25 protein-coding genes are annotated in these 23,400 nt (G+C 38.2%); 13 read left to right on the forward strand and 12 right to left on the reverse strand.

Features of this window, described 5'->3' with window-relative positions; all coding sequences use genetic code 11:
- Window positions 1-5 precede the first annotated feature (5 nt).
- Complete coding sequence (locus R6U77_RS10950) at window positions 6-497, forward strand: HugZ family pyridoxamine 5'-phosphate oxidase (RefSeq protein ID WP_319835692.1); 492 nt, start codon at window positions 6-8, stop codon at window positions 495-497.
- 58 nt (window positions 498-555) lie between these two features.
- Here R6U77_RS10950 and R6U77_RS10955 read toward each other — a convergent pair whose 3' ends face one another.
- Window positions 556-1,026, reverse strand: a complete 471-nt coding sequence (locus R6U77_RS10955; protein WP_319835693.1) for a GNAT family N-acetyltransferase — start codon at window positions 1,024-1,026, stop codon at window positions 556-558.
- A gap of 141 nt (window positions 1,027-1,167) precedes the next feature.
- Here R6U77_RS10955 and R6U77_RS10960 point away from each other — a divergent pair, with 141 nt between their 5' ends.
- Together R6U77_RS10960 and R6U77_RS10965 are read left to right on the forward strand one after the other, a co-directional pair.
- Window positions 1,168-1,581, forward strand: a complete 414-nt coding sequence (locus R6U77_RS10960; RefSeq protein WP_319835694.1) for an SRPBCC family protein — start codon at window positions 1,168-1,170, stop codon at window positions 1,579-1,581.
- Window positions 1,581-1,901, forward strand: a complete 321-nt coding sequence (locus tag R6U77_RS10965) for an ArsR/SmtB family transcription factor (protein ID WP_293929122.1) — start codon at window positions 1,581-1,583, stop codon at window positions 1,899-1,901. Before R6U77_RS10960 ends, R6U77_RS10965 begins: the two co-directional genes overlap by 1 nt.
- A gap of 44 nt (window positions 1,902-1,945) precedes the next feature.
- Here the strand turns inward: R6U77_RS10965 and R6U77_RS10970 are convergent, their stop codons facing one another.
- Entirely contained in the window at window positions 1,946-2,326 is a 381-nt protein-coding gene (locus R6U77_RS10970; protein ID WP_319835695.1) for a VOC family protein, read from the reverse strand.
- 132 nt (window positions 2,327-2,458) lie between these two features.
- Between R6U77_RS10970 and R6U77_RS10975 the strand changes: the two genes are divergently transcribed.
- From R6U77_RS10975 to R6U77_RS11005, 7 genes are all read left to right on the forward strand, one after another.
- Window positions 2,459-3,655 carry an EAL-associated domain-containing protein gene (locus R6U77_RS10975; protein WP_319835696.1) on the forward strand — a complete coding sequence of 399 codons (1,197 nt, stop codon included), beginning with the start codon at window positions 2,459-2,461 and terminating at the stop codon, window positions 3,653-3,655.
- Between the two features lie 187 nt (window positions 3,656-3,842).
- Complete coding sequence (locus R6U77_RS10980) at window positions 3,843-5,054, forward strand: NAD(P)/FAD-dependent oxidoreductase (RefSeq protein ID WP_293929118.1); 1,212 nt, start codon at window positions 3,843-3,845, stop codon at window positions 5,052-5,054.
- A 154-nt stretch (window positions 5,055-5,208) separates the two neighbouring features.
- Window positions 5,209-5,715 carry an NUDIX hydrolase gene (locus R6U77_RS10985; protein WP_319835697.1) on the forward strand — a complete coding sequence of 169 codons (507 nt, stop codon included), beginning with the start codon at window positions 5,209-5,211 and terminating at the stop codon, window positions 5,713-5,715.
- On the forward strand, window positions 5,712-7,448 hold the full coding sequence (locus tag R6U77_RS10990) for a sensor histidine kinase (protein WP_319835698.1): 1,737 nt from the start codon (window positions 5,712-5,714) through the stop codon (window positions 7,446-7,448). Before R6U77_RS10985 ends, R6U77_RS10990 begins: the two co-directional genes overlap by 4 nt.
- A gap of 9 nt (window positions 7,449-7,457) precedes the next feature.
- Entirely contained in the window at window positions 7,458-8,189 is a 732-nt protein-coding gene (locus tag R6U77_RS10995; protein WP_319835699.1) for a LytR/AlgR family response regulator transcription factor, read from the forward strand.
- 124 nt (window positions 8,190-8,313) lie between these two features.
- Window positions 8,314-10,116 carry a carbon starvation CstA family protein gene (locus R6U77_RS11000; RefSeq protein WP_319835700.1) on the forward strand — a complete coding sequence of 601 codons (1,803 nt, stop codon included), beginning with the start codon at window positions 8,314-8,316 and terminating at the stop codon, window positions 10,114-10,116.
- A 125-nt stretch (window positions 10,117-10,241) separates the two neighbouring features.
- Complete coding sequence (locus R6U77_RS11005) at window positions 10,242-10,565, forward strand: YuiB family protein (protein WP_293929109.1); 324 nt, start codon at window positions 10,242-10,244, stop codon at window positions 10,563-10,565.
- A 259-nt stretch (window positions 10,566-10,824) separates the two neighbouring features.
- Here the strand turns inward: R6U77_RS11005 and R6U77_RS11010 are convergent, their stop codons facing one another.
- Entirely contained in the window at window positions 10,825-11,298 is a 474-nt protein-coding gene (locus R6U77_RS11010) for a divergent PAP2 family protein (RefSeq protein WP_293929107.1), read from the reverse strand.
- A 161-nt stretch (window positions 11,299-11,459) separates the two neighbouring features.
- Between R6U77_RS11010 and R6U77_RS11015 the strand changes: the two genes are divergently transcribed.
- Both R6U77_RS11015 and R6U77_RS11020 read left to right on the forward strand, forming a co-directional pair.
- Window positions 11,460-12,959 carry a leucyl aminopeptidase gene (locus R6U77_RS11015; RefSeq protein WP_319835701.1) on the forward strand — a complete coding sequence of 500 codons (1,500 nt, stop codon included), beginning with the start codon at window positions 11,460-11,462 and terminating at the stop codon, window positions 12,957-12,959.
- Between the two features lie 329 nt (window positions 12,960-13,288).
- Window positions 13,289-13,456 (forward strand): hypothetical protein, encoded by a 168-nt coding sequence (locus R6U77_RS11020; protein ID WP_293929103.1) that lies wholly within the window; start codon window positions 13,289-13,291, stop codon window positions 13,454-13,456.
- Between the two features lie 72 nt (window positions 13,457-13,528).
- On the opposite strand, the gene mnhG is transcribed toward R6U77_RS11020, so the two are convergent.
- From mnhG to R6U77_RS11055, 7 genes are read right to left on the reverse strand one after another with little or no spacing between them, the layout of a single operon-like run.
- Window positions 13,529-13,900 (reverse strand): monovalent cation/H(+) antiporter subunit G, encoded by a 372-nt coding sequence (gene mnhG / locus R6U77_RS11025; protein ID WP_293929140.1) that lies wholly within the window; start codon window positions 13,898-13,900, stop codon window positions 13,529-13,531.
- The gene (locus R6U77_RS11030) at window positions 13,884-14,165 is read right to left on the reverse strand and encodes a Na(+)/H(+) antiporter subunit F1 (protein ID WP_293929101.1); all 282 of its coding nucleotides are present in this window, start codon (window positions 14,163-14,165) and stop codon (window positions 13,884-13,886) included. The genes mnhG and R6U77_RS11030 overlap by 17 nt, the downstream gene beginning before the upstream one ends.
- On the reverse strand, window positions 14,162-14,641 hold the full coding sequence (locus tag R6U77_RS11035) for a Na+/H+ antiporter subunit E (RefSeq protein ID WP_293929099.1): 480 nt from the start codon (window positions 14,639-14,641) through the stop codon (window positions 14,162-14,164). Before R6U77_RS11035 ends, R6U77_RS11030 begins: the two co-directional genes overlap by 4 nt.
- Window positions 14,641-16,131, reverse strand: a complete 1,491-nt coding sequence (locus tag R6U77_RS11040) for a Na+/H+ antiporter subunit D (RefSeq protein ID WP_319835702.1) — start codon at window positions 16,129-16,131, stop codon at window positions 14,641-14,643. The genes R6U77_RS11035 and R6U77_RS11040 overlap by 1 nt, the downstream gene beginning before the upstream one ends.
- A complete protein-coding gene (locus tag R6U77_RS11045) occupies window positions 16,124-16,465 on the reverse strand; it encodes a Na(+)/H(+) antiporter subunit C (RefSeq protein ID WP_293929095.1) in 342 nt (113 codons plus the stop codon). Before R6U77_RS11045 ends, R6U77_RS11040 begins: the two co-directional genes overlap by 8 nt.
- A complete protein-coding gene (locus R6U77_RS11050) occupies window positions 16,465-16,887 on the reverse strand; it encodes a Na(+)/H(+) antiporter subunit B (RefSeq protein ID WP_293929138.1) in 423 nt (140 codons plus the stop codon). The genes R6U77_RS11045 and R6U77_RS11050 overlap by 1 nt, the downstream gene beginning before the upstream one ends.
- Before the next feature lies 1 nt (window position 16,888).
- The gene (locus R6U77_RS11055) at window positions 16,889-19,324 is read right to left on the reverse strand and encodes a Na+/H+ antiporter subunit A (RefSeq protein WP_319835703.1); all 2,436 of its coding nucleotides are present in this window, start codon (window positions 19,322-19,324) and stop codon (window positions 16,889-16,891) included.
- Window positions 19,325-19,491: 167 nt separating this feature from the next.
- Between R6U77_RS11055 and R6U77_RS11060 the strand changes: the two genes are divergently transcribed.
- A complete protein-coding gene (locus R6U77_RS11060) occupies window positions 19,492-20,055 on the forward strand; it encodes a DUF5366 family protein (RefSeq protein WP_319835704.1) in 564 nt (187 codons plus the stop codon).
- Window positions 20,056-20,096: 41 nt separating this feature from the next.
- Here R6U77_RS11060 and R6U77_RS11065 read toward each other — a convergent pair whose 3' ends face one another.
- Window positions 20,097-21,947: a transglycosylase domain-containing protein gene (locus R6U77_RS11065; RefSeq protein WP_319835705.1), complete on the reverse strand. Its 1,851-nt coding sequence runs from the start codon at window positions 21,945-21,947 to the stop codon at window positions 20,097-20,099.
- Window positions 21,948-22,062: 115 nt separating this feature from the next.
- Window positions 22,063-23,280 (reverse strand): MFS transporter, encoded by a 1,218-nt coding sequence (locus R6U77_RS11070; RefSeq protein WP_319835706.1) that lies wholly within the window; start codon window positions 23,278-23,280, stop codon window positions 22,063-22,065.
- Between the last annotated feature and the right edge of the window lie 120 nt (window positions 23,281-23,400).

The following is a 23,400-nucleotide window of genomic DNA, read 5'->3' on the forward strand; positions in this document are numbered from 1 at the left end:
AGAAAATGAAACCAGTTAATATTGAAAAAGAGAAGGAAAACTTTTTACATTTTATCGACAGCAAAAAAACGTGTGTTATGAGTATGTTAAACGCTGAGGGGGAGCCTTTTATTAGCAATTCACCCTTTGTAAAAATAGGCGATGTTTTTTATATTTATATTAGCCGTATTGCTGACCATTATCGCTTTTTGGAAAATAGCAAATTTGTAGACATAATGTTAATTGCAGATGAAGCGAGCACGCATAACCATTTTGCAACAGAGCGACTGCGCTTTAAATGTGTGCCAGAAAATATCGGCAATGAAGGGCATGAGGAAATTTTTGAAGCCTTTTCAAAAACACACGGCAATCAAATTATGTCATTGTTAAAAACATTGGATTTCTCCCTATTCGCATTAGCACCTGTTGAAGGGCGCTATGTTGTAGGGTTTGGTAAAGCATTTGAAGTGAATCCTTCAGGCACGAAATTTGAGCATGTTGTAGTAGATAAGAAATAATGAAAAAAGCGGCGTCTGATATTTTCAGACGCTATTTTTATGTGGAAGCAATGGATTTTTAAATTTGAATAGCCATCTTGCGACTTATGCTCTCCATACCTAAATGCTTGTAAAAATCAATAGCATTTGTATTGAATTCCCAAACATTGAGCTCTATAGATGTGACATTCATAGTTTGTGCCCAAGTGACACAAGCTGTAAATAATAATTTCCCAACCCCTTGTTTTTGTACATCCTTTTTGACACCAAAATCATGGATATACGCATATTGACGCTGAACTAAGGAATCAAAAGATGGAGTAGATTCAATACTAATGACAGCAAAGCCAATGACAACTTCTTTATTTTTAGCAATAAAAACCATGCTATTTGAACTTTCAAGTAATTCCTTGTAATAAGCTTCTGGCATAACAGATGCTACACTTTTAAAAACAGTTGGAACCTCTGCAACATGTTCGTCATGCCCCTCTTTTACAAGGGTATTGATTGCTTGATAATTCTCTAATGTAGCGCTACAAATTGTCACCATAAAATTCCTCCAATAATTTTTTAATCAACTATAGCACCATATACTAATAAATGGAATAACTTTATTGTTGACATACAACCAAAAGGTGTTATATATTTATAACACCTTTTGGTTGTACTTTTAATAGGGGGAATTAAAACAATGACAAACGATATTATTAAAACGATATTATTAAATGCACCGATTACGAAGGTTTGGAGCATCGTATCAACGGCAGAAGGAATTGGCGCATGGTTTATGCCAAATGATTTTCAGGCAATTGAAGGGCATCACTTTACAATTCAATCACCATTTGGACCTTCGCCATGTGTAGTTGAAAAAATAGAAGCACCACATTTCCTGCGTTTTGCTTGGGATGAGGATGGCTGGTATGTGACATTTGAGTTAAAGGAAATGGGCGAACAAACAGAGTTTATATTAACGCATGGCGGTTGGAAGGAAGAGGGGCATATTATTCCGAAAGCTAACATGTCTGTTGAAGCGGTGCGTCAAAATATGGATGGTGGCTGGACAGCGATTGTTGGTAAAAAATTAAAAGAGGTAGTGGAGGCGTAATGGCACAGCCTGCCGAAAAATACGATGTATTCCAAGCGATTGCTGATTCGACGAGACGCGATATTTTACAGCTATTAACAAAAGGAGACCAGCCAATTGCCGCTATTTCTGCGCAATTTCCGATGAGTCGCACAGCGGTTGTCAAGCATTTAACCGTGCTGGAGCAAGCCTGTCTCGTCGCTACTGAGAAAAAAGGACGCGAAAAAATTTATACGCTGCATGTAGAAGGCTTGAAGGAAGTTGAAGATTGGTTGCAATATTTTGAGCTATTTTGGGATAATAAATTGTCACAGCTACAGCGTTTAGTGGAGGAGCCTTGAAATTCTCAAGGCTCTTTTTGAATTTGCACATCCGATTACACAAATTACAGTTCTTTTTCAATTAACGCAAAATAATTGCTTTCCTCATCTGCGAAGTTAAATAATTTCCCTGATGGAATAGTTACTAAATCGCCAACTGTAATTCCTTTTTCTTTAAATTCCTCATACAAAGCTTCCACATTTGTTGCATAAAACATGATGGAAGGTGTACCCAAGTTTAACTCAGGCTGCATTTTAGCAATGACCGCTTTATTATGAAGGATAAAAGAGGTTTGTACATCTTTTGAAGGTGCAATTTCAATTATTCGCATACCATGACTTTCCTCGTCCTGTATAACAACAAAGCCGATTTTTTCTGTCCAGAACTTTACCGCTGCATCCTGATTGTCTACATAAAGCATAATTTGTCCAATTTGGTGAATCATCGAATTCCTCCTTCTCATCAATTACATTCATTGTACCGCAAATGACTACTAATTGAAATTTGTAGCAGACCTTTGAACAAAAAAGCAAGATGGATTATGATTAGTGTAGAGATGGAATAGGGAGGCTTAGCAATGGATGTGTTAAATGTTTTAGATAAACTTGATCAAATTGAAATATTGTTTGAGCCAATTTATAGTGCAGATGAGCATAGTGTTGCCGCATATGAGGTGCTAGGGCAATTAGATGACAATGTCAATTTAAAAACATTTTCTAAAAGTGAGGAAGTGCCAGAAGAAATTCGTGCAGAAGTTGAACAGCTTGTGATTCGAGCATCTCTACAAAAGGTAGGGCAAAATATCCAAGATGTTGATTTATATATACCTTGTAACCCCAATTTGTTGATGCTTGATTTTGGTGAAAGTTATTTCGCTTTATTAAAGGAAATGCTGCCAGAGCATTTATTATCGCATATTGTGCTAGTAATTAGTGAGCATCATTTTAGCGGAAATATAGAGCAATTACATCATGTCGTAAAATATATGAAAACATATGGAATTAAGGTGGCGCTTGATGATATTGGTCCACACAGCAATTTGAACCATATCCTTTTGCTAGAGCCTTACGTGTTAAAAATGAAAGTAGAGCAATTAAACTACAATCACTGGAGTACACAAAACCATGTTTTTTCAACGCTTCGTACATTAGCTTTAAAAATTGGTGCATCCTTATTAGTAAGCGATATAGATGCAGCGTACCAATTGCAGCATGGCTGGAAAAGCGGTGCACGTTATTATAAAGGAGCCTATTTAGATAAGCCTTTGAAAGATTTTATTGCACGCGATACATTGAAATCGCGCTTCCATGATGAATGTCAGCAATTTATTTTAACTGAAAAGAAGCTGTTAGAGAAAAAGTATGAAGCGATGAAAACATTAGAAAGAAAAATCGTTTTAGCGGTAGAGCAAGCAGAGCCAACGAGTGCCAATATCGATAGCTTATTAAAGTTAGCAGAAAAGCTGCGCCCTTATATTTTTCGTTTATATATTTGCGATGGGGAAGGGTTCCAAACAACGCCGAATATTATGTTAATAGAAGGAAATTGGCATATTCAAAAAGAAGCAATTCATAAAAATTGGAGCTGGCGACCATATTTTTTACAAAATTTAATTAAAATGCGGCACGATGGGCAAAATAAATTTTCCGAAATATACAGCGATATTGAAACGGCAGAGTTAACGAGAACTTATTCAATGGCATTACCTAAAAACGAATTCCTATTCGTCGACATCACATATGACTATTTATATGAGAATAACATTGTAAGTTAATCGAATTTTTGAACTTATAATACTTTCCTTTTAAGGTGTTGAAATTGCTGAATAAAAGGGCTAATATAGTAGGGAGAGATTTTTGTCGAAAATATGTCGACCTAGCGTAAGTATTAGTGAAGTATATCGTACTTCTTTTTTATTTGCCTTGCGCTAGTATAATACAATTAAAGGGGTTTTGATTTCAGTGAAGAGACCGACAATTTTAGTATTAGGCGCGGGCTATGGTGGATTAACAACAACTGTTAATTTACAAAAAATGCTTAGTGGTGAGCAAGCAGAAATTATTTTAGTGAACAAAAATGATTATCACTATGAAACAACTTGGTTACATGAAGTAGGGGCTGGTACAATTGCACCAGATGCTGCACGTTATCCAATTGCAAAAGTAATTAATAACAATGTTCGTTTTGTACAAGCTTCTGTAGAAGGCATTGACGTAAATGAGCGCAAAGTACAAACAACAGCTGGCGAAATGACGTATGATTATTTAGTTTTAGGCTTAGGCTTCGAAGGTGAAACTTTCGGCATTCCGGGCTTAGATAAATATGCTTTATCATTAGCTAACTTAAACGCAGCACGCCAAATTCGTGAGCATATCGAATATCAATTCGCTTCATGGTCATTAGATGAAGTTAAAGATGACAGCAAGCTAACAATCGTTGTTGGTGGTGCAGGCTTTACAGGTATTGAGCTTTTAGGTGAGCTTGGCAACCGTGTACCAGAGCTTTGCAAAGAGTTTGATATTCCACAAGAAAAAGTGCGCATATTATGTGTTGAGGCAGCGCCAATGGTGTTACCAGGCTTTGACCCAGAACTAGTAGAGTATGCAAAAACACAATTAGCGAAAAAAGGTGTTGAGTTCTCTATCGGTACACCTGTTGTAGAAGCAACAGAAGAAGGCGTAAAAATTAAAAAAGGCGAAGATGAGTTTGAGTTCGTAAAAGCCGGCACAGTGATTTGGGCTGCTGGTGTTCGCGGTAACAAGCTTGTCGAAACATCTGGCATCGAATCCAATCGTGCTCGTATCGCAGTGCGTAAAGATATGCGTGCACCAGGCTTTGATGATGTGTTCGTAGTAGGTGACTGTGCGTTTCTATTAAATGAAGAAGCAGGTCGTCCATACCCACCAACAGCACAAATCGCGATGCAGCAAGCGGTAACAATTGCGAAAAACATCAAGCACTTAATGGCTGATGAAGATACAGAGGAGTTTGTTTACGATGACAAAGGCGCTGTATGTTCTTTAGGTCATGATGATGCAATTGCGGATGCAATTGGACGCAAAATGGCAGGTAAAAAAGCTTCTGCATTGAAAAAAATCGTAGATAACCGCGCATTATACTTAGTAGGTGGCGTAGGTTTAACGGTGAAAAAAGGTAAATTTAAATTCATTTAATTCATATAACGTAAAGCAGTGTCCGAAAAGGTGGTACATGAAACCACTTTTCGGACACTTTTTGCTATTTTGTTGAAGCGATAGTGGCTGTCTAAACTCTTTCTTACTGGAAGGAGCAAGCTTATAATAATACATAGAGAAGGGGGATATATAGATGAAAAAAGATCGTGGGAAAGTATGGCTAGGCGTTGCGGCAGTGATTGAAAATCATGCTGGCGAATGGCTTGTAGTTGAAAAAACATACGGTGGATTAAAGGGGCGCTGGTCTTTACCGGCAGGCTTTGTGCAGCAGGCTGAAACAGCAGACATGGCGGCACAGCGTGAGGTGAAGGAGGAGACGGGTATTGATTGTACAATACAAGGGCTTATTGGCTTCCGCACAGGGGTTATTCGTGAGGATATAAGTGATAATATGGCTATTTTTTATGGCAAAGCGCTAACGGAGCATATTCAAATACAGGAAGATGAAATTCTCGCTGCCTTCTGGATTGCACCTGATAAGCTGGCAAAGGATGCAAAATCGTCTGTAATGCTCGCTGAAATGTCTGCATATCATGTACAACAACATCAGTTAGATTTATGGACAGACATTGATCCAGGAAAAGTATTTGGTTATACGACATATCATTTATTTTTCAATCAGCATGGGAATAAGCAATGATTGAACTATCTGTTTATATGCTGGAGCGTATTGGCATTATTGTGATTTTTGCATTTTTAATTTCGAAATGGCAACCGTTTCAAAGCAGATTATATCGGGAGCAAAATACTTTATCAAAACTAATCCTTATTTTTGTCTTTGGACTTTTAGGTGTCATTAGCAACTATTTAGGTATCCGCATTGATGATGGAGATATAAGTGCAAAGATTATGAGTGTACAAGTTGAAGAAACTGCTGCAATCGCCAATACAAGGCTCGTTGGCGTCGCTATTGCAGGCATTTTTGGCGGGCCAGCAGTAGGAATTGGAGCAGGCTTAATCGCAGGCATTCATCGTATTTTGCTTGGAGGCTATACGGCGGTTGCTTGCGGTATTTCAACTATTTTAGCGGGGATTATTACAGGTTTTTTAGGGCGTAAGCTCCACGTTGAAAAAACCTTTTCCTATCGTCATGCTATGGGTATTGGTATATTAGCAGAATGCTTGCAAATGCTTGTTATTTTGCTCATTGCTCGCCCTTTTGATATGGCATTGAATTTAGTACAAATTATTGCAATGCCTATGATTTTTATGAATGCGTTCGGTATTTTTTTATTTTGTCTTATTATTAAAACGTCGATTGCTGAGGAACGACGTACAAAAGCAACACAAACGCACGAGGCCTTTCAAATCGCCCAAAAAACAGTTATCCATTTTAGGCAAGGCTTGAATGAGGAGTCCTGCTATCAAGCTGCTGAAATTATTAAAGAGGAGACAGGCGTCGTAGCAGTTGCGATTACAGATCAGCATGGCATTTTAGCGCATGTTGGTGAAGGGGCAGACCACCACTTAAAAAATCAAAAAATTATGACAAAATTAACATATGATGTGCTGAGGCATGGCAAAATTATTAAGGCAACGAAAAAAAGTGAAATTAATTGCCCTCATAAAGATTGTAAATTACAGGCAGCACTCGTTCTACCGTTACAAGTGCATCAGCAAACGGTTGGAACGTTAAAAATGTATTTTACAGATGGTGCTCATATTACGGCAGTAGAGGAGGAATTGGCTGAAGGGTTAAGCAAATTATTTTCTACACAGCTTGAATATGCGGAGGTAGAGAAGCAGCGAAAATTATTAAAGGATGCGGAGATCAAAGCTTTGCAGGCACAGATTCATCCTCATTTTTTCTTTAATAGCATAAATGCAATATCAAGCTTAATTCGCACAGATCAAGAGCAGGCGCGTCATTTATTGTTACAGCTCGCCTCCTTTTTCAGAAGCAATATGCAGGGGGCACGCCAAATGCGCATTCCTCTCGAAAAGGAAATAGAGCATATTGAAGCCTATTTAGCGATTGAGCAAGCACGCTTCCCAAATAAATATGCCGTGCAATTTAATATCGATGAGCGCTTATTAAAAGTACCTGTGCCACCTTTTACATTACAACCACTTGTTGAAAATGCGATACATCATGGCTTTAAAAAGCTGAAAAGTGGTCAAATCAGCATTACAGCGCGAAAAAATCGAGATACGCTTGAAATTATTGTAGCTGATAATGGCTGTGGTATTGAGCGAACAAAGTTAATTTTATTAGGCAATCAAGTGATAGATTCACCGAATGGCACAGGGACTGCACTATGGAATATATCAGAGCGTTTAAAAGAAATTTATAATTATCGTGGCAAAGTAGAGTTTAAAAGTAAAGAAAATAAAGGAACAGCGGTGAAAGTAATTGTTCCGATAGATGATTAGGTGATAAAAATGTATAAAATATTCATTATTGATGACGAACCTTTAGCGCGTGATGAATTGAAATATTTATTATCGCAATTTTCGGAAATTGAAATAATAGGAGAATCTGAAGATTTACAGCAAGTGCTGGAGAATAATTTAATTGAAGAAATTGATTGTTTATTTTTAGATATAGAGCTTTCTGATAAAAATGGTATAGAGTTAGCCAAGGAGCTATTGCAGCGAGAGGAAAGACCTTTAATCGTTTTTGCTACTGCCTATGATGATTATGCAATCGAGGCTTTTAATATGAATGCCTTTGATTATATTTTAAAGCCTTTTGAACAACAACGAATCGAGCAAACTGTTCTTAAATTAATGACAATGACCAAGAAAAGTGAGCGCAAGGAGCCCGCAGTGAAGGAAAAAATTAAGCAGATGGGGAAAATTGCTGTTTCAAATGAGGATCGAGTTGCCTTAATTAAATTACAGGATGTGCTGTATTTCACATCAGAGGAAAGTAAAACAAAGGTCATTACAGAAAGTAAATGCTACAATAGCACAGAATCGCTAATAACATTAGAAAAAAAGCTAAGCCCCAATTTTATACGCGTCCATCGTGCATTTTTAATCAATTTAGAGCATTTACAGGAGCTTGAATCATGGGGAACCTCCAAATACAATGTCATTTTGCAGGGAGGGCATGTTGTGCCTGTCAGCCGTATGTATGTGAAGGAGATTCGAAAAATATTTGAAATGTAGCATGCATTTTAACAGCAGATTTTGACGCTTTAACAGATTATTCAGACATTTTAATGTGATTTTATCCAATTTTCTTATCTTTTTGCTACGCTTGTAAAAAGAGTAAAGGGGGATGAAGTTCAGTATGAATGCAATTTCAATCGTTATAGGGGCAATCTGTATTTTAGTAATCTCGTATCGTCTTTATGGTTATTTTTTTACAAAGAAAGTATTGAAGATTAATGACAATGAGCCTACACCAGCACATAAATTAAATGATGGGCAAGATTATGTACCCACCAACAAATGGGTGGCGTTTGGGCATCATTTTGCGGCGATTGCTGCGGCGGGTCCGTTAGTTGGTCCTGTATTAGCAGCACAGTTTGGTTATTTACCAGGTCTTTTATGGCTACTAATTGGGGCAGTAATTGGTGGAGCTGTACATGATGCAGTTGTATTATTCGCTTCAATGCGTCGCGGTGGTAAATCACTTTCTGAAGTAATGAAAGAGGAGCTTGGACCTGTCGCTGGATTTTGTACAGGGCTTGCTATGCTGTTTATTATTACGATTACAATGGCTGGTTTATCGATGGTTGTATTAGGGGCACTAGAAAGAAACCCTTGGGGGACATTTGCTGTAGCGATTACCGTGCCTATCGCAATGCTTGTAGGAATCGCCTATAAAAAAACAGGAAATTTACTTATTACATCTACAGTCGGCTTTATTTTATTAATGATTGGTGTTTTTATAGGACCAAGTATTCAAGGTACTTGGCTTGGTGATTTATTAACATTAGAACGTCAAACTTTAGCACTTATTTTACCGATTTATGCCTTCTTTGCAGCGGCATTGCCTGTTTGGCTATTGCTTGCACCGCGTGATTATTTAAGCAGCTTTATGAAAATTGGCGTATTTATTGCATTAATTATCGGTGTGTTTATTGTCAACCCAGCCATTCAATTTCCTGCCATCATTCCGGATTTCTTAGGTGGGGGAGGTCCCGTTGTGGCAGGTCCTGTATGGCCATTTGTTTCAATTACAATCGCCTGTGGTGCTATTTCAGGCTTCCATGCTTTCGTTGGCTCAGGCACTACACCAAAAATGCTTGATCGATGGGAAGATATTCGTGTCGTTGGCTTCGGTGCTATGTTAGTAGAATGCTTGGTTGGTATTATGGCATTAATTGCAGCAACCGCTTTACATCCGGGAGATTATTTCGCAATTAACTCTGCACCAGCAGTATTTGCAACGCTTGGAATGGATACGGTCAATTTGGCGGCGCTTTCACAGCAAATTGGAATGGACTTAGAAGGACGTACAGGTGGAGCCGTTACATTAGCAGTCGGTATGACGTACATTTTCACAGGTGTGAAATGGTTTGCTGACTTGACATCTTACTTCTACCAATTTGTTATTATGTTTGAAGCGGTATTTATTTTAACGGCAATTGATGCAGGAACGCGTGTTGCGCGTTATTTAATTCAGGATTTCGTAGGTGAGGCATATAAGCCATTAAAGAGAACCGACTGGCTTCCAGGCAATATTTTTGCCTCAGCACTTGCCTGCTTCATGTGGGGTTACTTGTTATACTCAGGAGATATTAGCTCTGTTTGGGCATTATTCGGTGTATCGAATCAGCTAATGGCATCCATCGGCTTAGTATGTGGTGCAACGATTATTTTGAAAATGGCTGACAAGCGTATTTATGTTTTAACATGTATCATACCACTTGCATATTTGTATGTTACGGTAAATGTCGCTGCCTATTGGATGGTTAAAAATGTCTATTGGAATTCAGCGGCAGGTGGTTACAGTATATTAAATGGTATTTTATCGATTATTATGGTCGTGTTAGGATTAATCATTGTTGTGACTGCAGCACGTAAATGGAAGGACTTATGGAATAGTCCACGCTTCGTAAAAGGCAAAGCTATAGATGCTATATAATCTTGAACAAGCTGTGTCAAAATGCTTTTCATTTTGGCATGGCTTGTTGCCGTATAAGGACTTAACATTGAAAGCTTTTCTTGAATCATGTAAACTTGATGGAGAGTATATCGGAGGTTTACATAATGACAGTTTCCATTCCAGAAGTAATTATTTCAACATTATTGTTTTTAGTTATGTTTTTCGGCATTGGCTTTTTATTAAATATGCTGCTGCGTATGACATGGTTAATGGCGATTATCTATCCAATTATCGTTATTTTTATCGTTGATGAAGTCAGCTTTTTGGATTATATTTTCAAGCCGGGAACAGCCTTCCCTGCATTGCTAGATAAACTTATTGCTCTACAGCCAGCAGATATTATTATTTTATCGGGCGGCTTTGCTGGGGCGATTATTGCGGGCATTGTGATGATTTTATTGCGTAAAAATGGCTATCGAATGTTTTAACTTGAATCAGCAGAAATTCCCCACTTCCATAAGTGGCGGGATGAATGCCAGAAAAGTAATAGAATCAGAGGGAGTCCCAAACTCCCTGCTCCTGCGATTACTCGTCGCAAAAAACATTACTGATTCAAGTTAAGCCTCCGGCGGATGTCAGGGATTTTGAATTGTGCACGCACAATTCAAAATCCCGACGCAATTATGCCAAGGCGTAATTGATTGAAAAGGCTAGCGGAAAATTTTCCGCTAGCCTTTTCACATTACTTTACAGAAACTGATAAACAATGATGCTTAAAATAATACCAGATAGCGCACCGATTGTGACCTCGCTTTTTTTATGTCCAAGCAATGTTTTTAAATCCTCAATTTTTTGCTCTTCATTTAATTCAGGCCAACGTTTAATTTCACGGAAGAAATGCTGTAAATCGTGGCGGATTTCATTTAAAGCTGCGGCATGCTGTCCTGCCTGAAAGCGCACATGACTTGCATCATACATCACGATACCGGCAAGCATTGCTGCAACAGCGAAAATCGGTGAATCGAAGCCTGTTTCAAAACCAACAGCGGTGGCGATACTTGCTACGGCAGCAGAATGCGAACTTGGCATCCCGCCAGTTGATGTGAGCAAGTGCCAATCAACTTTTTTTGTGGCAAGAAAATAAATTGGGACTTTTAAAAATTGAGCAAGTAAAATAGCAAAAATCCCAATTAACAGCGGGGTGTTTTGTAAAAGCTCCATTGTTCACCGTACCTTTCCAATTGTGTAATTACTATAAGAAAAGTATATCATATTTGTGAATGTCAACAACTACAGGTCTACGATGAAAAGCAATTATTTCGTTATTCGAATAATTATGATATTGTATAATAGAGTGATTAAACAATTGGAGGATGTATGGAATGAATATTGCAAAACAATTAACAACATTAGAGCAAGTGGCAACAGATGTATTAATCGTTGGTGTGCAAAAGCATCGCGAGCAAATGAGCAATTGGTCTGCATTGCCAGCAGCCTTTGGTGAGCATATTAATGATTGGCTACATAGCGGGGAAATTTCTTCTGAGGCAAAAGTAATGACAAAGCTGCCAATTGCAGGTAAAGCAGTAAAGCAAATTTTATTTGTTGGGTTAGGGGAAGGCAAGAAATTAACAGCAGAAGTATTACGCAATGCATTTGGCTTAGTAGGAAAGCAACTAAAGGCTTCAAAAAAGACAGCGTATACAATTTGGCTTGAATCATTTGTAACTGAACAAGTAACAGAGGAAGAGGCGGCATTTTTAGCTGGTGAAGGGATTGGCTTAGGCTTCTATAAAGTGAAGCACTACAAAACGACATCAAATGAGCCCGATACTTATTTAGAAGAGGTTCAGTTTGTAGCCTCTAGCTCTGCTGAGACAGTTGCTGCAAATTATGAGGTAGGGCATATTTATGCAGAGGCAACAAACGAGGCGCGTACGCTTGTCAATACACCACCAAACTTATTAACAGCGACTGATTTAGCAAATTATGCGGAAGAGCTTGGAAAACAGTATGGCTTTGAAGTAGAAATTTTAAATAAAGCACAAATGGAAGAACTAGGAATGGGCGCTATTTTAAGTGTCAATAAAGGGTCTGTGCAGGAGCCGCGTATGATTACATTGAAATACAAGGCGACAGAGCAATGGGAAGATGTTGTGAGCTTTGTAGGTAAGGGTGTAACGTACGATACAGGTGGTTACTCATTAAAGCCTCGTGAAGGTATGATTGGCATGAAAGGCGATATGGGTGGCGCAGCAGCTGTTTTAGGTGCAATGAAAATTATTGGGGAAACACGTCCGAATAAAAACGTCATGGCTGTTATCGGCTCAACAGACAATATGGTTTCTGGCGAGGCCTTAAAGCCAGATGATGTGATTACAACATTAAGCGGCAAAACTGTGGAAGTATTCAATACAGATGCAGAAGGACGCCTTGTGTTAGCCGATGCGGTAACATATGCAAAGGAGCAAGGAGCAAGCTACTTAATTGATGTTGCAACATTAACGGGCGGTGTCATTGTCGCATTAGGTAATGATAAAACAGGTGCATTAACGAATAATGAGCCATTTTTCGAAAGCTTTATGGAGGCAACTGTAGATACAAATGAATTTGTATGGCGCTTACCGTTAACAGAAAATGATAAAAAGCGCATTCGTAACTCTGAGTTTGCAGATTTGAACAACTCACCAGGCCGCGATGGACACATGATTTTTGGTGGAGGCTTTATCGGTGAGTTTGCGGAAGAGACACCATGGATTCATTTAGATATTGCAGGAACATCTGATGCGAGTGCAGCATATGACCTTGGACCAAAAGGTGGCACAGGTGTCATGGTTCGTACTTTAGCAAGCTTTATTGAGCAATTAGCAGAGGAAGAGTAAATTTCTTGCCACATTAAAGGCTATATAAGCGTAAAATCGATTTATACTCAGCAATTTGGTGTAAATCGATTTTTTTATGCGATGGTTGTGTAGAGGTGCTAGCTTAAAGTGAATTGCTCCTGCGGTGGTTGTAGCAAGCCACCACCATCCTCGTCGCAACTGAAGATTTGAAAATGACTTTCAAGGGATTTGAAAAGTCATTTTCGAAGAATTGTGCTCCTGCGATTACTCGTCGCAAAGGAGCTAACTGAAAATAAATTTTCAATTAGCTCCTTTGTCACCAATTCCTAAGCTTTTGTCATATAGTAAAGCAAAGGAGGAGATTTTTTATGTTTCCATGGTTTACATTTGGTGCACCCTTTTTAGGAGGCTTTCTTGGAGGTTTTTTAGGAAATCAAGTTTATCCGCAACGTTATCCGTATTATCCACCATATCCGCCATATCGACCATATCCATATCCACCATATCGCCGTGGATTTTATGGACCATATCGTTAGGACGAAAATTATGAGTTCCTCATAAAAGAAAAGAGCAAGAAATCAGCCAACGATTTCTTACTCTTTTCTTTTTTAATCTTGTACATTTTGTTCTTTTTTCATCCGTTCAATTTCAGGCTTTAAATCATCACGTACAGTACCAGACCAAGGTTTAACGCCTGCGATGTAGGATGAGCGGCTCATAATATGACCGCCTACAGGACCTGTCATAAAAATAAACAAAATCCCTAGCAATATGCGTGGATTGAAGTGGTTTTCAATCAGCCAAAAATGTAGGAAAACACCGATTAACACGCTCATAACACCTAATGTTGCACTTTTAGAAGCTGCATGTGCTCGCGTATATAAATCAGGTAAGCGCAATAAACCGATTGCGGCTACTGCAATAAAAATAACACCTATCGAGATAAAGAGAACAATTAAAATATTAGCGAGAACTGTCACGTTCAATAATGTCTCCTTTCTCAATAAATTTCGAAAAGGCTACTGTACCAATAAATGATAAAATAGCGAGCAATAAAATGATTTCTAAATAAAAGCTTGTATCTACCATAATCGAAAACATTCCGATTAATGCGATAAGAGAAACGCCAATTGAGTCTAGCGCAACGACACGATCAGAAGGGTTTGGTCCTTTAATGAGACGGTAAATAACTAAAATCATTGATAGCATAACAAGGACAATTGCCCCCCAAATAAAATAGGTCATGTACGACTCACCTCCAAAATCGCTTTTTCAAAGGAGTTGCGAATGGAATCAATCGTTTCATCCACATCCTTTGCATCAATTGCATGTATATATAAGCTTTTTGCATCATCAGACACATGGACAACAACAGTACCTGGCGTTAATGTAATTAAGCTAGATAACAGCGTAATTTCCCACTCCTGTGTTAATGTCGTATCATATTTGAAAAATGCAGGCTGCATATCAAGCTTGGGCTTCAATACAACACGTAATACCGCCACATTGGCTAAGACGAGCTCCTTGAAAAATAAGAATGTCAATTTTATAAAAGCCCAAATACGTCCAATATACAGTCGCCCGTTGAAAAAGCGACGCATTAGTAGAACAGCTGCTAGACCAAGTAAATAGCCGATAATAAAGCCGCTAGCTGTAAAGTTATTACCAAGGAACATCCATAATAGGGCAAGTGAAAAGTTTAATAGTATTTGAAATGCCATTAAGGTTGTGCTCCTTTCATGACCGCTTCAATATAAATAGAAGGGTCTGTTAACACACGGGCAGCGCCATCCATAAATGGTGTTACCCATTCAGCACCAACGCCGTAAGCGATGGAAAGGATGACTAAAATAACTGTAGGATAATAGAGCTGCTTATATTTTTTTGGCTGAATTTGCACTGTTTGACCTTCCTCACCCCAAAAGGCATATAGAAAAATACGAATAACTGATAGCAAAACAATTAAGCTAGATGCTAAAATGAAAATGCTACTCCATATGTTGCCAGCTGCAAAACCACCTTGCACAATTAACAATTTCCCAACAAAGCCGCTTAAAGGCGGAATACCTGCTAAGCCAAACGCTGCGATTAAGTAAAACCAGCCTAATGATGGGTATTTTTTCATGAGCCCACCCATTTTGCGTAAATTGCTTGTACCTGTTACATAAATGATGATTCCGACAAGCATAAAGAGTGCCGCTTTAATAATCATATCATGTATTAAATAAAACATAGCCCCCTCTAAACCAGCAAAATTCATTTGTGCTACACCAAATAAAATAACACCAACTGCAATGACAATATTATAAATAATAATTTGTTTCACATCGAAATGTGCTAATGCACCAATGCAGCCTGCCACAATTGTTAATACGGCGAAAATTAACAGCAATTGATGCGTAAAGGCAATATCATGCACGAAAAATAGCGTATATGTACGCATAATGGCGTAGACACCAACCTTTGTTAACAATGCACCGAACAGCGCTAAAACAGGAATTGGCGGTGCTGCATAAGAGCTAGGTAACCAAAAGTACAGCGGAAAAATGGCTGCCTTTAAGCCAAACACCATTAAAAAAAGTACAGCAATCGTTGTAATAATACCTGGTTGGTCAATTTCTGCAATCTTCACAGCAATATCCGCCATGCTCAGCGTACCGATGACAGAGTATAAATAAGCAACTGTAATGACGAATAAGGCAGAAGAAATAATATTCACTAAAAGGTATTGAATTGATTGATGCAGCTGCTTTTTTTCACCACCCAGTACAATGAGTAAATAAGAGGACATTAATAGCACTTCGAAAAACACGAACATGTTAAAAATATCACCTGTTGTGAAGGCGCCGTTGACACCTGTCAAAATAAACATAATACCTGGATAGTAAAAGAAATGCTCACGTGCTCTGCCAATGGAGCTGAAGCTGTACCACACAATGAAAAACGTTAGCAGCAATGATGTAAGAACAAGCAATGTAGAGACACCGTCTGCTACCATTGTAATTCCGTAAGGTACAGGCCAGTCACCAAACGTGACAGATTGAATTCCTTCACGCTGTACTTTCAGCATGACGAAAAAGGCACAAATTGTTGCAATTCCTAATGAAATAAGCGAAATCGTGCGCTGTATATAGATATTTTTCTGGAAAAAGATAAGAATCATTCCAGTGAAAAACGTAATTAAAATAGGGAACAGTAGGAAGTTAATCATGTGTGTCACTTCCTTCCATAGCCGTTGTATCGTCTGTTTTTAATTCCTGATATGCGCGGTAGGCAAGCACTAAAATAAAGGCTGTTACCCCAAAGGCAATAACAATCGCCGTTAAAATAAGCGCTTGTGGGATTGGGTCAGCAAAATCAGTAACCCCTTCTGCTAAAACAGGTGGGGCGCTACCACCAAGCCCACCCATCGTTAAAATTAATAAGTGAGCACCATGGCTTAACAAGCCTGTACCAATAATAATGCGTAATAAGCTACGCGATAAAATTAAATAGATTGCAGCCATAAACAAGAAGCCGCAAACAAAAGCCATAATAATTTCCATTATTCATCCTCCCCAATCGTTTGAATAATGGTCATCGTAACACCAACAACAACCAAAAATACGCCTAAATCAAATAATGCGGCTGTATGCAAAGACGTTTTGCCAAACAGCGGCAAATTGAAATAATCGAAATAATGTGTGAAAAAAGGCTTGCCATCAAAAATTGGATAAGCAGCAGTCGCAAAAGCTAAAATGAGCCCTGATGCTGTCATGTACATATAGTTGATTGGCAAAATTGTTCGCACTGTTTTTAAATCAAAGGCAATCACCAGCAAGACGATGGCGCTGGATGTTAATAGCCCTCCGACGAAGCCACCACCTGGTGTATAATGCCCTGCAAAGAAAATATGAATGGAGAAGAAGAAAATAATGAAAAAGACGATTTTCGCCGTAAACTGCAAAATTAAATCATTTGTTTTCAATTTATTCGCTTTCATTCGACTTCTCCTTTCTACTTAAACGCAGTTTAATCATCGCATAAATGCCCATACCTGCAAGGCCAAGCACCGTGATTTCAAACAATGTATCAAAGCCACGATAATCCACTAAAATAACGTTCACGATATTGCCGCCACCCGCTAATGTGTAAACGGTCTCCTTATAATATTCATTGATTGATTGTACTAGCTTTTGCGAATGCGCTGATAAAGCGAGTAGTGTGACCATTGCGCCAATCCCGATTGAAACGACTAGACGTCTAAAGCGGAAAGGCGTATATTCTTTCACCTTACCTAAACGAGGTAAATGATAAAAGACAAGTAAAAACAATGCAACTGAAATCGTTTCAATTACTAGCTGTGTTAACGCTAAGTCGGGTGCATTAAACATAACGAAGAACAGCGCAACTGTATAACCGACCGCACCTAAACCGACAATCGCTGTAATACGTGATCTTGCAATTAATGTCGTCAATGTACCTAATACAAGAACAATAATTAAAATTAATTGATACAATTCAATTGGTGCAGCAGCTTTAAATGATAGTTTAAAGGCATTTTTATAAAATAATGTGCCAATAACAATCAAGCTAATCGCTGCAAACATGTACATAAAGTAATGGCGTGTAGAGCCATGCATAATGCGTTTTGATAGTTTTGCCATCCCGCGATTGAAGATGCCATCCATGACAAAATCATAAAGAGCATTAATCGAAAACTTCTCAGGCTGTAGACGATATAGCTTTTGCCATTTAGTCAATGTCACAAATAAAATTGCGCCAATTGCTATAATACACACGGTTAGCCATAGTTCAGGTGCTGTCCAACCATGCCATAGCTTCACTGTAATATCGATACTAGATGGCATGTTAGATAAAAACGGGTCTTGGTATAAAAATGGTTGCATCGCAAAAACAGCTGGTTTAATAAATACTGAGCCGATAACATTCGGTATAAAGAAAATCAGCATAACAAGCGCTGCTAAAATCAGCGGTGCAATCAGCATACCAATCGGTGCTTCATGTGGCTTTTGTGGTAGCTTATCCACCTGCAATTTGCCCATAAAGGTTTTGAATACGAAATAGAAGCTATAAACAAATGTGAAAATACTTGCAACGACAGCAACAATCAGGAGTAAAATTCCCCATGTGCTAAATTCGAATAATTCAAAATCTTTCAGTGTAAGCATTGCCGTTAAAAACATTTCTTTACTTAAAAAGCCGTTAAATGGTGGTAAGCCAGCCATCGATAAGCCACTAATGAAAGCAACAGAAAAACTAAGTGGCATCATGCTCATTAATCCGCCAAGCTTTCGAATGTCACGCGTTCCTGTCTCATGGTCAACAATACCAGCAATCATAAACAAGCTACCTTTAAACGTGGCATGATTAATTAAATGGAAAATGGCTGCGAATGCGGCATATTTAAATACCGTATTTGCTGCATCCTCTACATGAAAGGCGATGGCACTAGCACCTAACAATGACATAATCAAGCCTAATTGGCTGACTGTTGAGAAAGCTAAAATGCCTTTTAAATCGGTTTGCTTCACCGCAAAGAATGAGCCCCATATAAGTGTTAGTAAACCAATGCCTGTAACAAGCCAAATCCATACCTCTGATACAGCAAAAATCGGTGTAAAACGTGCAACTAAATAAATCCCAGCCTTCACCATTGTCGCAGAGTGTAGATATGCGCTGACAGGTGTAGGTGCTTCCATCGCATCTGGCAGCCAAATATAAAATGGGAACTGCGCAGATTTTGTAAAAGCACCAAGTAAAATAAGGACTAATGCTAGTACAAAGTATTGACTATCCCAAAAATGTGGTACTTGTGCAATTAATCCACGAATGGAGTATGTGCCACCCATTTGTGCTAAGAGTACAAAGCCTCCAAGCATCAGAAGACCACCTGCAACTGTAATCATCATCGATTTTAATGCACCAAAGCGCGATTTATCACGTTGAAACCAGTAGCCGATTAGTAAAAACGAAGAAATCGATGTCAGCTCCCAAAATAAATACAATGTAATCATATGATCAGATTGGACAACGCCAAGCATCGCTGTCATAAACATTAACAAGTAAATATAAAAATTATGCAGCTGCTCTTTTGTTTTGTCTAAATAAAAAATGGAATATAGAACAACAAGTGTACCGATTCCCGTAATTAATAAAGAAAATAATAAGCTAAGACCATCTAAATAAGATTCAAATGAAATATTTAAAGATGGAATCCAATTAAAAGAAGCAAGTGCAGTATCTCCATCCATTACCCGGGAAATAAATGTTACATAATAACTAACAAGTAGAAGAGGTACAATCAGTACGAACCAACCAGTATGTATTGTTCGAGCATAACGGAATAATAGTGGAATCAAGATAGCTGCTAATAAAGGAATAAAAATCGCTAAAACTTGCATCTCATAAAGCCTCCCTTCATAACGTTGTAAAACACTAACAATATTCATTATAACTGATTTTTCATGCAATTGCATGTGCACATAGGCAATTAACCCCTTGCAGGTAGTGCTATTTGTTCGTTATTATAAATAGGAAAGAATAACGAAATTTGAGGGTAAAAATTTTTATGAAAAATCCATATTTATACGGTTATTTACCGTTGTTCACCATTTTATTGTTTAGTTTGACATTCGGTATTTTTACCGTGACACAATCCATTGAGTTTTTTAAAGTGATTGGTGTTTATACAGGAATGCGTGAATTTTTATCCGATTTAGAGTTGCGGATATTTTTATTAATTGTCTTTGCACTTATTTTTTTCATGATGTTTTCCGCATTTAAATTAATTGGTGAAACAATACATGAGCTTGGTATGCTGTTTTTTTCTAGTGATAAAGTAGGGGAAACGATGAATGCTGCACGTGGAGGCTATGTCATTTTCTTTTTCGGTGCTTTGCTATCAGCTTTTGGCATTCAATCTTTCATCATACTGCTCATTGTTTTTGTATTAACAGTTCTTATTTATTTTGTATATACGGTATATAAAATGAGTAATTTTACGTCAATTGGTGGTATGATTGGCTTAATTTTCTTTGAAATAATCGTTTGGACATTGTTTATCGTTTTAATCTTCTATGTTGTAGTGAAGCTTTATAATGGTGTATTAGCAAGCTTACCGTTTGCAAATTGAAAAGGGAGTATCTCAAAGCACTTTTGAGATACTCCCTTTCATTAGTTCATAATCGCATTAAAAATTTGGTAATGAATTTGGTAGCGCTCGATATCTTCCATTGATTGTGGTATATCATAACCAAGCCACACAGCGGCGGTTTCGCTATCTGTTAAACCAGCGAGCCATAAATCTTTAAAGTCATTCGTTGTTCCTGTTTTTGCTCCAAGATAATTTGTTGATGTATAAAGGCCAACACCAGTCCCACCTGTCACAACATCTGTGAGCAGCTGGCGCATATAACGAACGGTTTTAGGTGACCAAATAACTGTGCGCTCAGATGGCCATTTATAAAGTACATTGCCCTGTAAATCCGTTACCTTTCGAATGGCATGTGCTTGAGAATAGGAGCCATCAATGAAGCTTGTATAAGCATCTGCTAGCTCAAGCGATGTCACACCATATGTTAATCCACCAAGTGCCGATGCATATGAATAATCTCGTGCATCAAGTGATTTGAAATTGAATCGCTCTAAATAAGAGAAGGCGGTATCAATACCAATTGTGTTATACAAACGTAAAGCACTTGTATTATAGCTGTGACGAAAAGCTGTTGACAAAGATACTTGACCATAAAGCCCACCACCATAGTTTTCAGGACAGAAAGTGCCAATGCAATAAGCACCTCCGCTTACAGTGGAGGAGGGGGAAGCATCTATTGTTTCAAAGTAAGGTGCATAAACAGCTAAAGGCTTAAAAGCCGAACCTGGTTGACGGGGTGTTTGATAAGCGCGATGCAAATCAAATTTTTTATAGTTTTTTCCACCATAAATACTTGTAATCTCTCTCGTTTCATTATCAATAATCGTTGCACTTGCTTGCAGCTCAGAGGATGCTAAAATTTGATTGATTGCTTGTTCATCATGCAATTGCTTTAAAGGATTTAATGCTGTATGGACAACGGCCCCTTGTTGGAATAAGGCATCTACTTTATTTTGCAGTTGTTTTTGTAGCTGCTCCTTTTCCTGCTCTGTTTCCGCATTTGCTAGCAAAACATCGAACCCTTCATTTTGTGCAACTAACCATTTTAATTCTTGCAAAACATATGTACTATAGGCAGGGTACTGTTGTATTTTTTGTTTAACATTCAACTGAATCGGTACACTTTTCTGTGTTTCTGCCTCAGCAAATGTAATAACCTCATGCTCCGCTAATATTTGTAGCAATCGCTCCTGTCGAGCCTTCGTTTGCTCAAAATTTTTCAGCGGATCATAGAGCGATGGGTTGTTAGGAATTGCTGCAATAAAGGCAATTTCTGCTAATGATAGCTTATTTAACGGCTTGCCAAAATAATAAGTTGCTGCACTTGAGATACCATATACTTGATTGCTGAAATAAATTTCATTCAAATACATTGTTAAAATTTCTGTTTTGCTATAATGCTTTTCTAATTCATAGGAGTAGAAAATTTCCATTAATTTTCGCTCATATGTTTTTTCCTCTGATAAATACCGCATGCGGACTAATTGCTGTGTAATCGTACTGCCACCTTGCTGTACGGATTGCTCAGATGTATTAATAACGAGCGCTCGAGCGATGGCACTTAAATCAAATCCGATATGCTCATAAAAATCGCTATCCTCACTATAAATAAAAATATCCTTAACAACTTGAGGGATATTTTCAAGCGATGTTGGCTGTCGCCATTCCACATATTCCTCGCTATAGACATCATTATTTTTATCTACTAGTGTAATAGGCAGCTTAGAAGCAACATCTGGAAATTCGATTGAGTCTTGCATTTGGTTTTCAAATGTTCGTGCCGCTTCAATTTCATAGGAAATCTCACTACTCAAAAAAAATAAAAGAGGAAAGCAGCCAATAATGATAAGAAAGCCAGAAAATTTTCTCATAAATTATGCCTCCAATAATCATTTATCATAGCATAAGACGGGAGTTTCTGGAATGGCTAAATGTACTAAAAAGTGGCAGGAAAAGCATTGTAACGCTTTTCCTACCACTCGAGTATTATGCATGCTCCTTTAGCATGTCATCCATATATTGTTTTGGTGCTTTGCGAATAAAGTATAGAATGATAAATGCTACAAGGAATAATGAGCCTGTTACGTAAAAGACAGCTGGAATATTAAATAATCCACTGACAATACCGCCAAGTACAGGACCGATAATATTGCCTAAAAAGCGGAAGCTTTGGCTATAGCCCATTACTTCTCCTTGAATGGCAACAGGTGCATCGCGGCGAATTAAGGCGGAAGTAATCGGAATTAAGCCACCCGCGACAATACCAAATAGAAGGCGTAACATAATGAGCTGCCATAGCGACGTAACAAATGCCTGTGGTACAACGAACATCACACAGCAAATTAACAGGACGGTCAACACGCGCTCATAGCCAATTTGATCACTTAAATGACCCCAGAAGCGTGCGAACAATATATTACCTAAGCCTGCTGCGCTAAATGCGACGCCTGCGAGCATAGCGACGTTTGCGGCTGTTGTTAAATGTGTGACATATAAAGAAAGCAAGGGTTGGATGCTAAAATTGCCGATTTGAATTAAACTCGTCACAATCATAACACTGAACATAAGACGGTGGTGGAAAATCGCCCATAACACATTTTTACGAGAGTAAATGGCGCTTTTTTTCTTTTTGATGATTTCAGGCTCATGAATACCGAAAATAATAATAATGCCTGAAAGAACAATAGCGATGGCGGTATATAAAAACGTATAAGTAAAACCAAAAGTATCTGCAAGTAAGCCGCCGATAACCGGACCGAATAAAGTCCCACCAACGCTCCCCATTTGCAATGTACCTAATGTTTTTCCTGCGATTTCTTTCGGGGTATGTTTGCTAATAAATGCCATGGACGTAGGAATAAAGCCTGTTACAACGCCCATAAATAAGCGCAGTATAAAAAATTGCGCAACATTTTGCACATAGCCCATTAAAAAGATGCTTATGGCAATACCAAAGCAGTTAATAATCATAATCGGCTTATAGCCATATTTATCTGCAATGCGTCCCCAAATTGGTGACATTAAAAAGGCTGTAATAAAAGTTGCGGCAAAAATAAAGCCTGCCCATCTTTGCACATAGCTTTCCGAGAAGTTGCCGAGCGTGTCGATATAGAGTGAAAGGAAGGGCATAATCATTGTTGTAGAGCCTGCAACGATAAAGTTGGAGATTAAAATAATAATAAAATTGTGTTTTCTGTTTTTCATTGTGCGTCACATTCTTTCTCACTTAGTAGGTATACTCAGCAGAAGTTCGAGACATTTGACATGAGGTTATTTAGCTGAGACAAGATATTGACATATAGTATAACTTATTTCGTAACACGA

The sequence above is a fragment of the Lysinibacillus louembei genome (assembly GCF_033880585.1).
Taxonomy (GTDB): domain Bacteria; phylum Bacillota; class Bacilli; order Bacillales_A; family Planococcaceae; genus Metasolibacillus; species Metasolibacillus louembei.

Excerpts from the sequence above, each read along its gene's own strand:
- R6U77_RS10950 (WP_319835692.1), top strand. The coding sequence starts at position 6 with ATGAAACCAGTTAATATTGAAAAAGAGAAGGAAAACTTTTTACATTTT.
- R6U77_RS10955 (WP_319835693.1), bottom strand. The coding sequence starts at position 1,026 with ATGGTGACAATTTGTAGCGCTACATTAGAGAATTATCAAGCAATCAAT.
- R6U77_RS10960 (WP_319835694.1), top strand. The coding sequence starts at position 1,168 with ATGACAAACGATATTATTAAAACGATATTATTAAATGCACCGATTACG.
- R6U77_RS10965 (WP_293929122.1), top strand. The coding sequence starts at position 1,581 with ATGGCACAGCCTGCCGAAAAATACGATGTATTCCAAGCGATTGCTGAT.
- R6U77_RS10970 (WP_319835695.1), bottom strand. The coding sequence starts at position 2,326 with ATGATTCACCAAATTGGACAAATTATGCTTTATGTAGACAATCAGGAT.
- R6U77_RS10975 (WP_319835696.1), top strand. The coding sequence starts at position 2,459 with ATGGATGTGTTAAATGTTTTAGATAAACTTGATCAAATTGAAATATTG.
- R6U77_RS10985 (WP_319835697.1), top strand. The coding sequence starts at position 5,209 with ATGAAAAAAGATCGTGGGAAAGTATGGCTAGGCGTTGCGGCAGTGATT.
- R6U77_RS10990 (WP_319835698.1), top strand. The coding sequence starts at position 5,712 with ATGATTGAACTATCTGTTTATATGCTGGAGCGTATTGGCATTATTGTG.
- R6U77_RS10995 (WP_319835699.1), top strand. The coding sequence starts at position 7,458 with ATGTATAAAATATTCATTATTGATGACGAACCTTTAGCGCGTGATGAA.
- R6U77_RS11000 (WP_319835700.1), top strand. The coding sequence starts at position 8,314 with ATGAATGCAATTTCAATCGTTATAGGGGCAATCTGTATTTTAGTAATC.
- R6U77_RS11005 (WP_293929109.1), top strand. The coding sequence starts at position 10,242 with ATGACAGTTTCCATTCCAGAAGTAATTATTTCAACATTATTGTTTTTA.
- R6U77_RS11010 (WP_293929107.1), bottom strand. The coding sequence starts at position 11,298 with ATGGAGCTTTTACAAAACACCCCGCTGTTAATTGGGATTTTTGCTATT.
- R6U77_RS11015 (WP_319835701.1), top strand. The coding sequence starts at position 11,460 with ATGAATATTGCAAAACAATTAACAACATTAGAGCAAGTGGCAACAGAT.
- R6U77_RS11020 (WP_293929103.1), top strand. The coding sequence starts at position 13,289 with ATGTTTCCATGGTTTACATTTGGTGCACCCTTTTTAGGAGGCTTTCTT.
- R6U77_RS11030 (WP_293929101.1), bottom strand. The coding sequence starts at position 14,165 with ATGACCTATTTTATTTGGGGGGCAATTGTCCTTGTTATGCTATCAATG.
- R6U77_RS11035 (WP_293929099.1), bottom strand. The coding sequence starts at position 14,641 with ATGGCATTTCAAATACTATTAAACTTTTCACTTGCCCTATTATGGATG.
- R6U77_RS11040 (WP_319835702.1), bottom strand. The coding sequence starts at position 16,131 with ATGATTAACTTCCTACTGTTCCCTATTTTAATTACGTTTTTCACTGGA.
- R6U77_RS11045 (WP_293929095.1), bottom strand. The coding sequence starts at position 16,465 with ATGGAAATTATTATGGCTTTTGTTTGCGGCTTCTTGTTTATGGCTGCA.
- R6U77_RS11055 (WP_319835703.1), bottom strand. The coding sequence starts at position 19,324 with ATGCAAGTTTTAGCGATTTTTATTCCTTTATTAGCAGCTATCTTGATT.
- R6U77_RS11060 (WP_319835704.1), top strand. The coding sequence starts at position 19,492 with ATGAAAAATCCATATTTATACGGTTATTTACCGTTGTTCACCATTTTA.
- R6U77_RS11065 (WP_319835705.1), bottom strand. The coding sequence starts at position 21,947 with ATGAGAAAATTTTCTGGCTTTCTTATCATTATTGGCTGCTTTCCTCTT.
- R6U77_RS11070 (WP_319835706.1), bottom strand. The coding sequence starts at position 23,280 with ATGAAAAACAGAAAACACAATTTTATTATTATTTTAATCTCCAACTTT.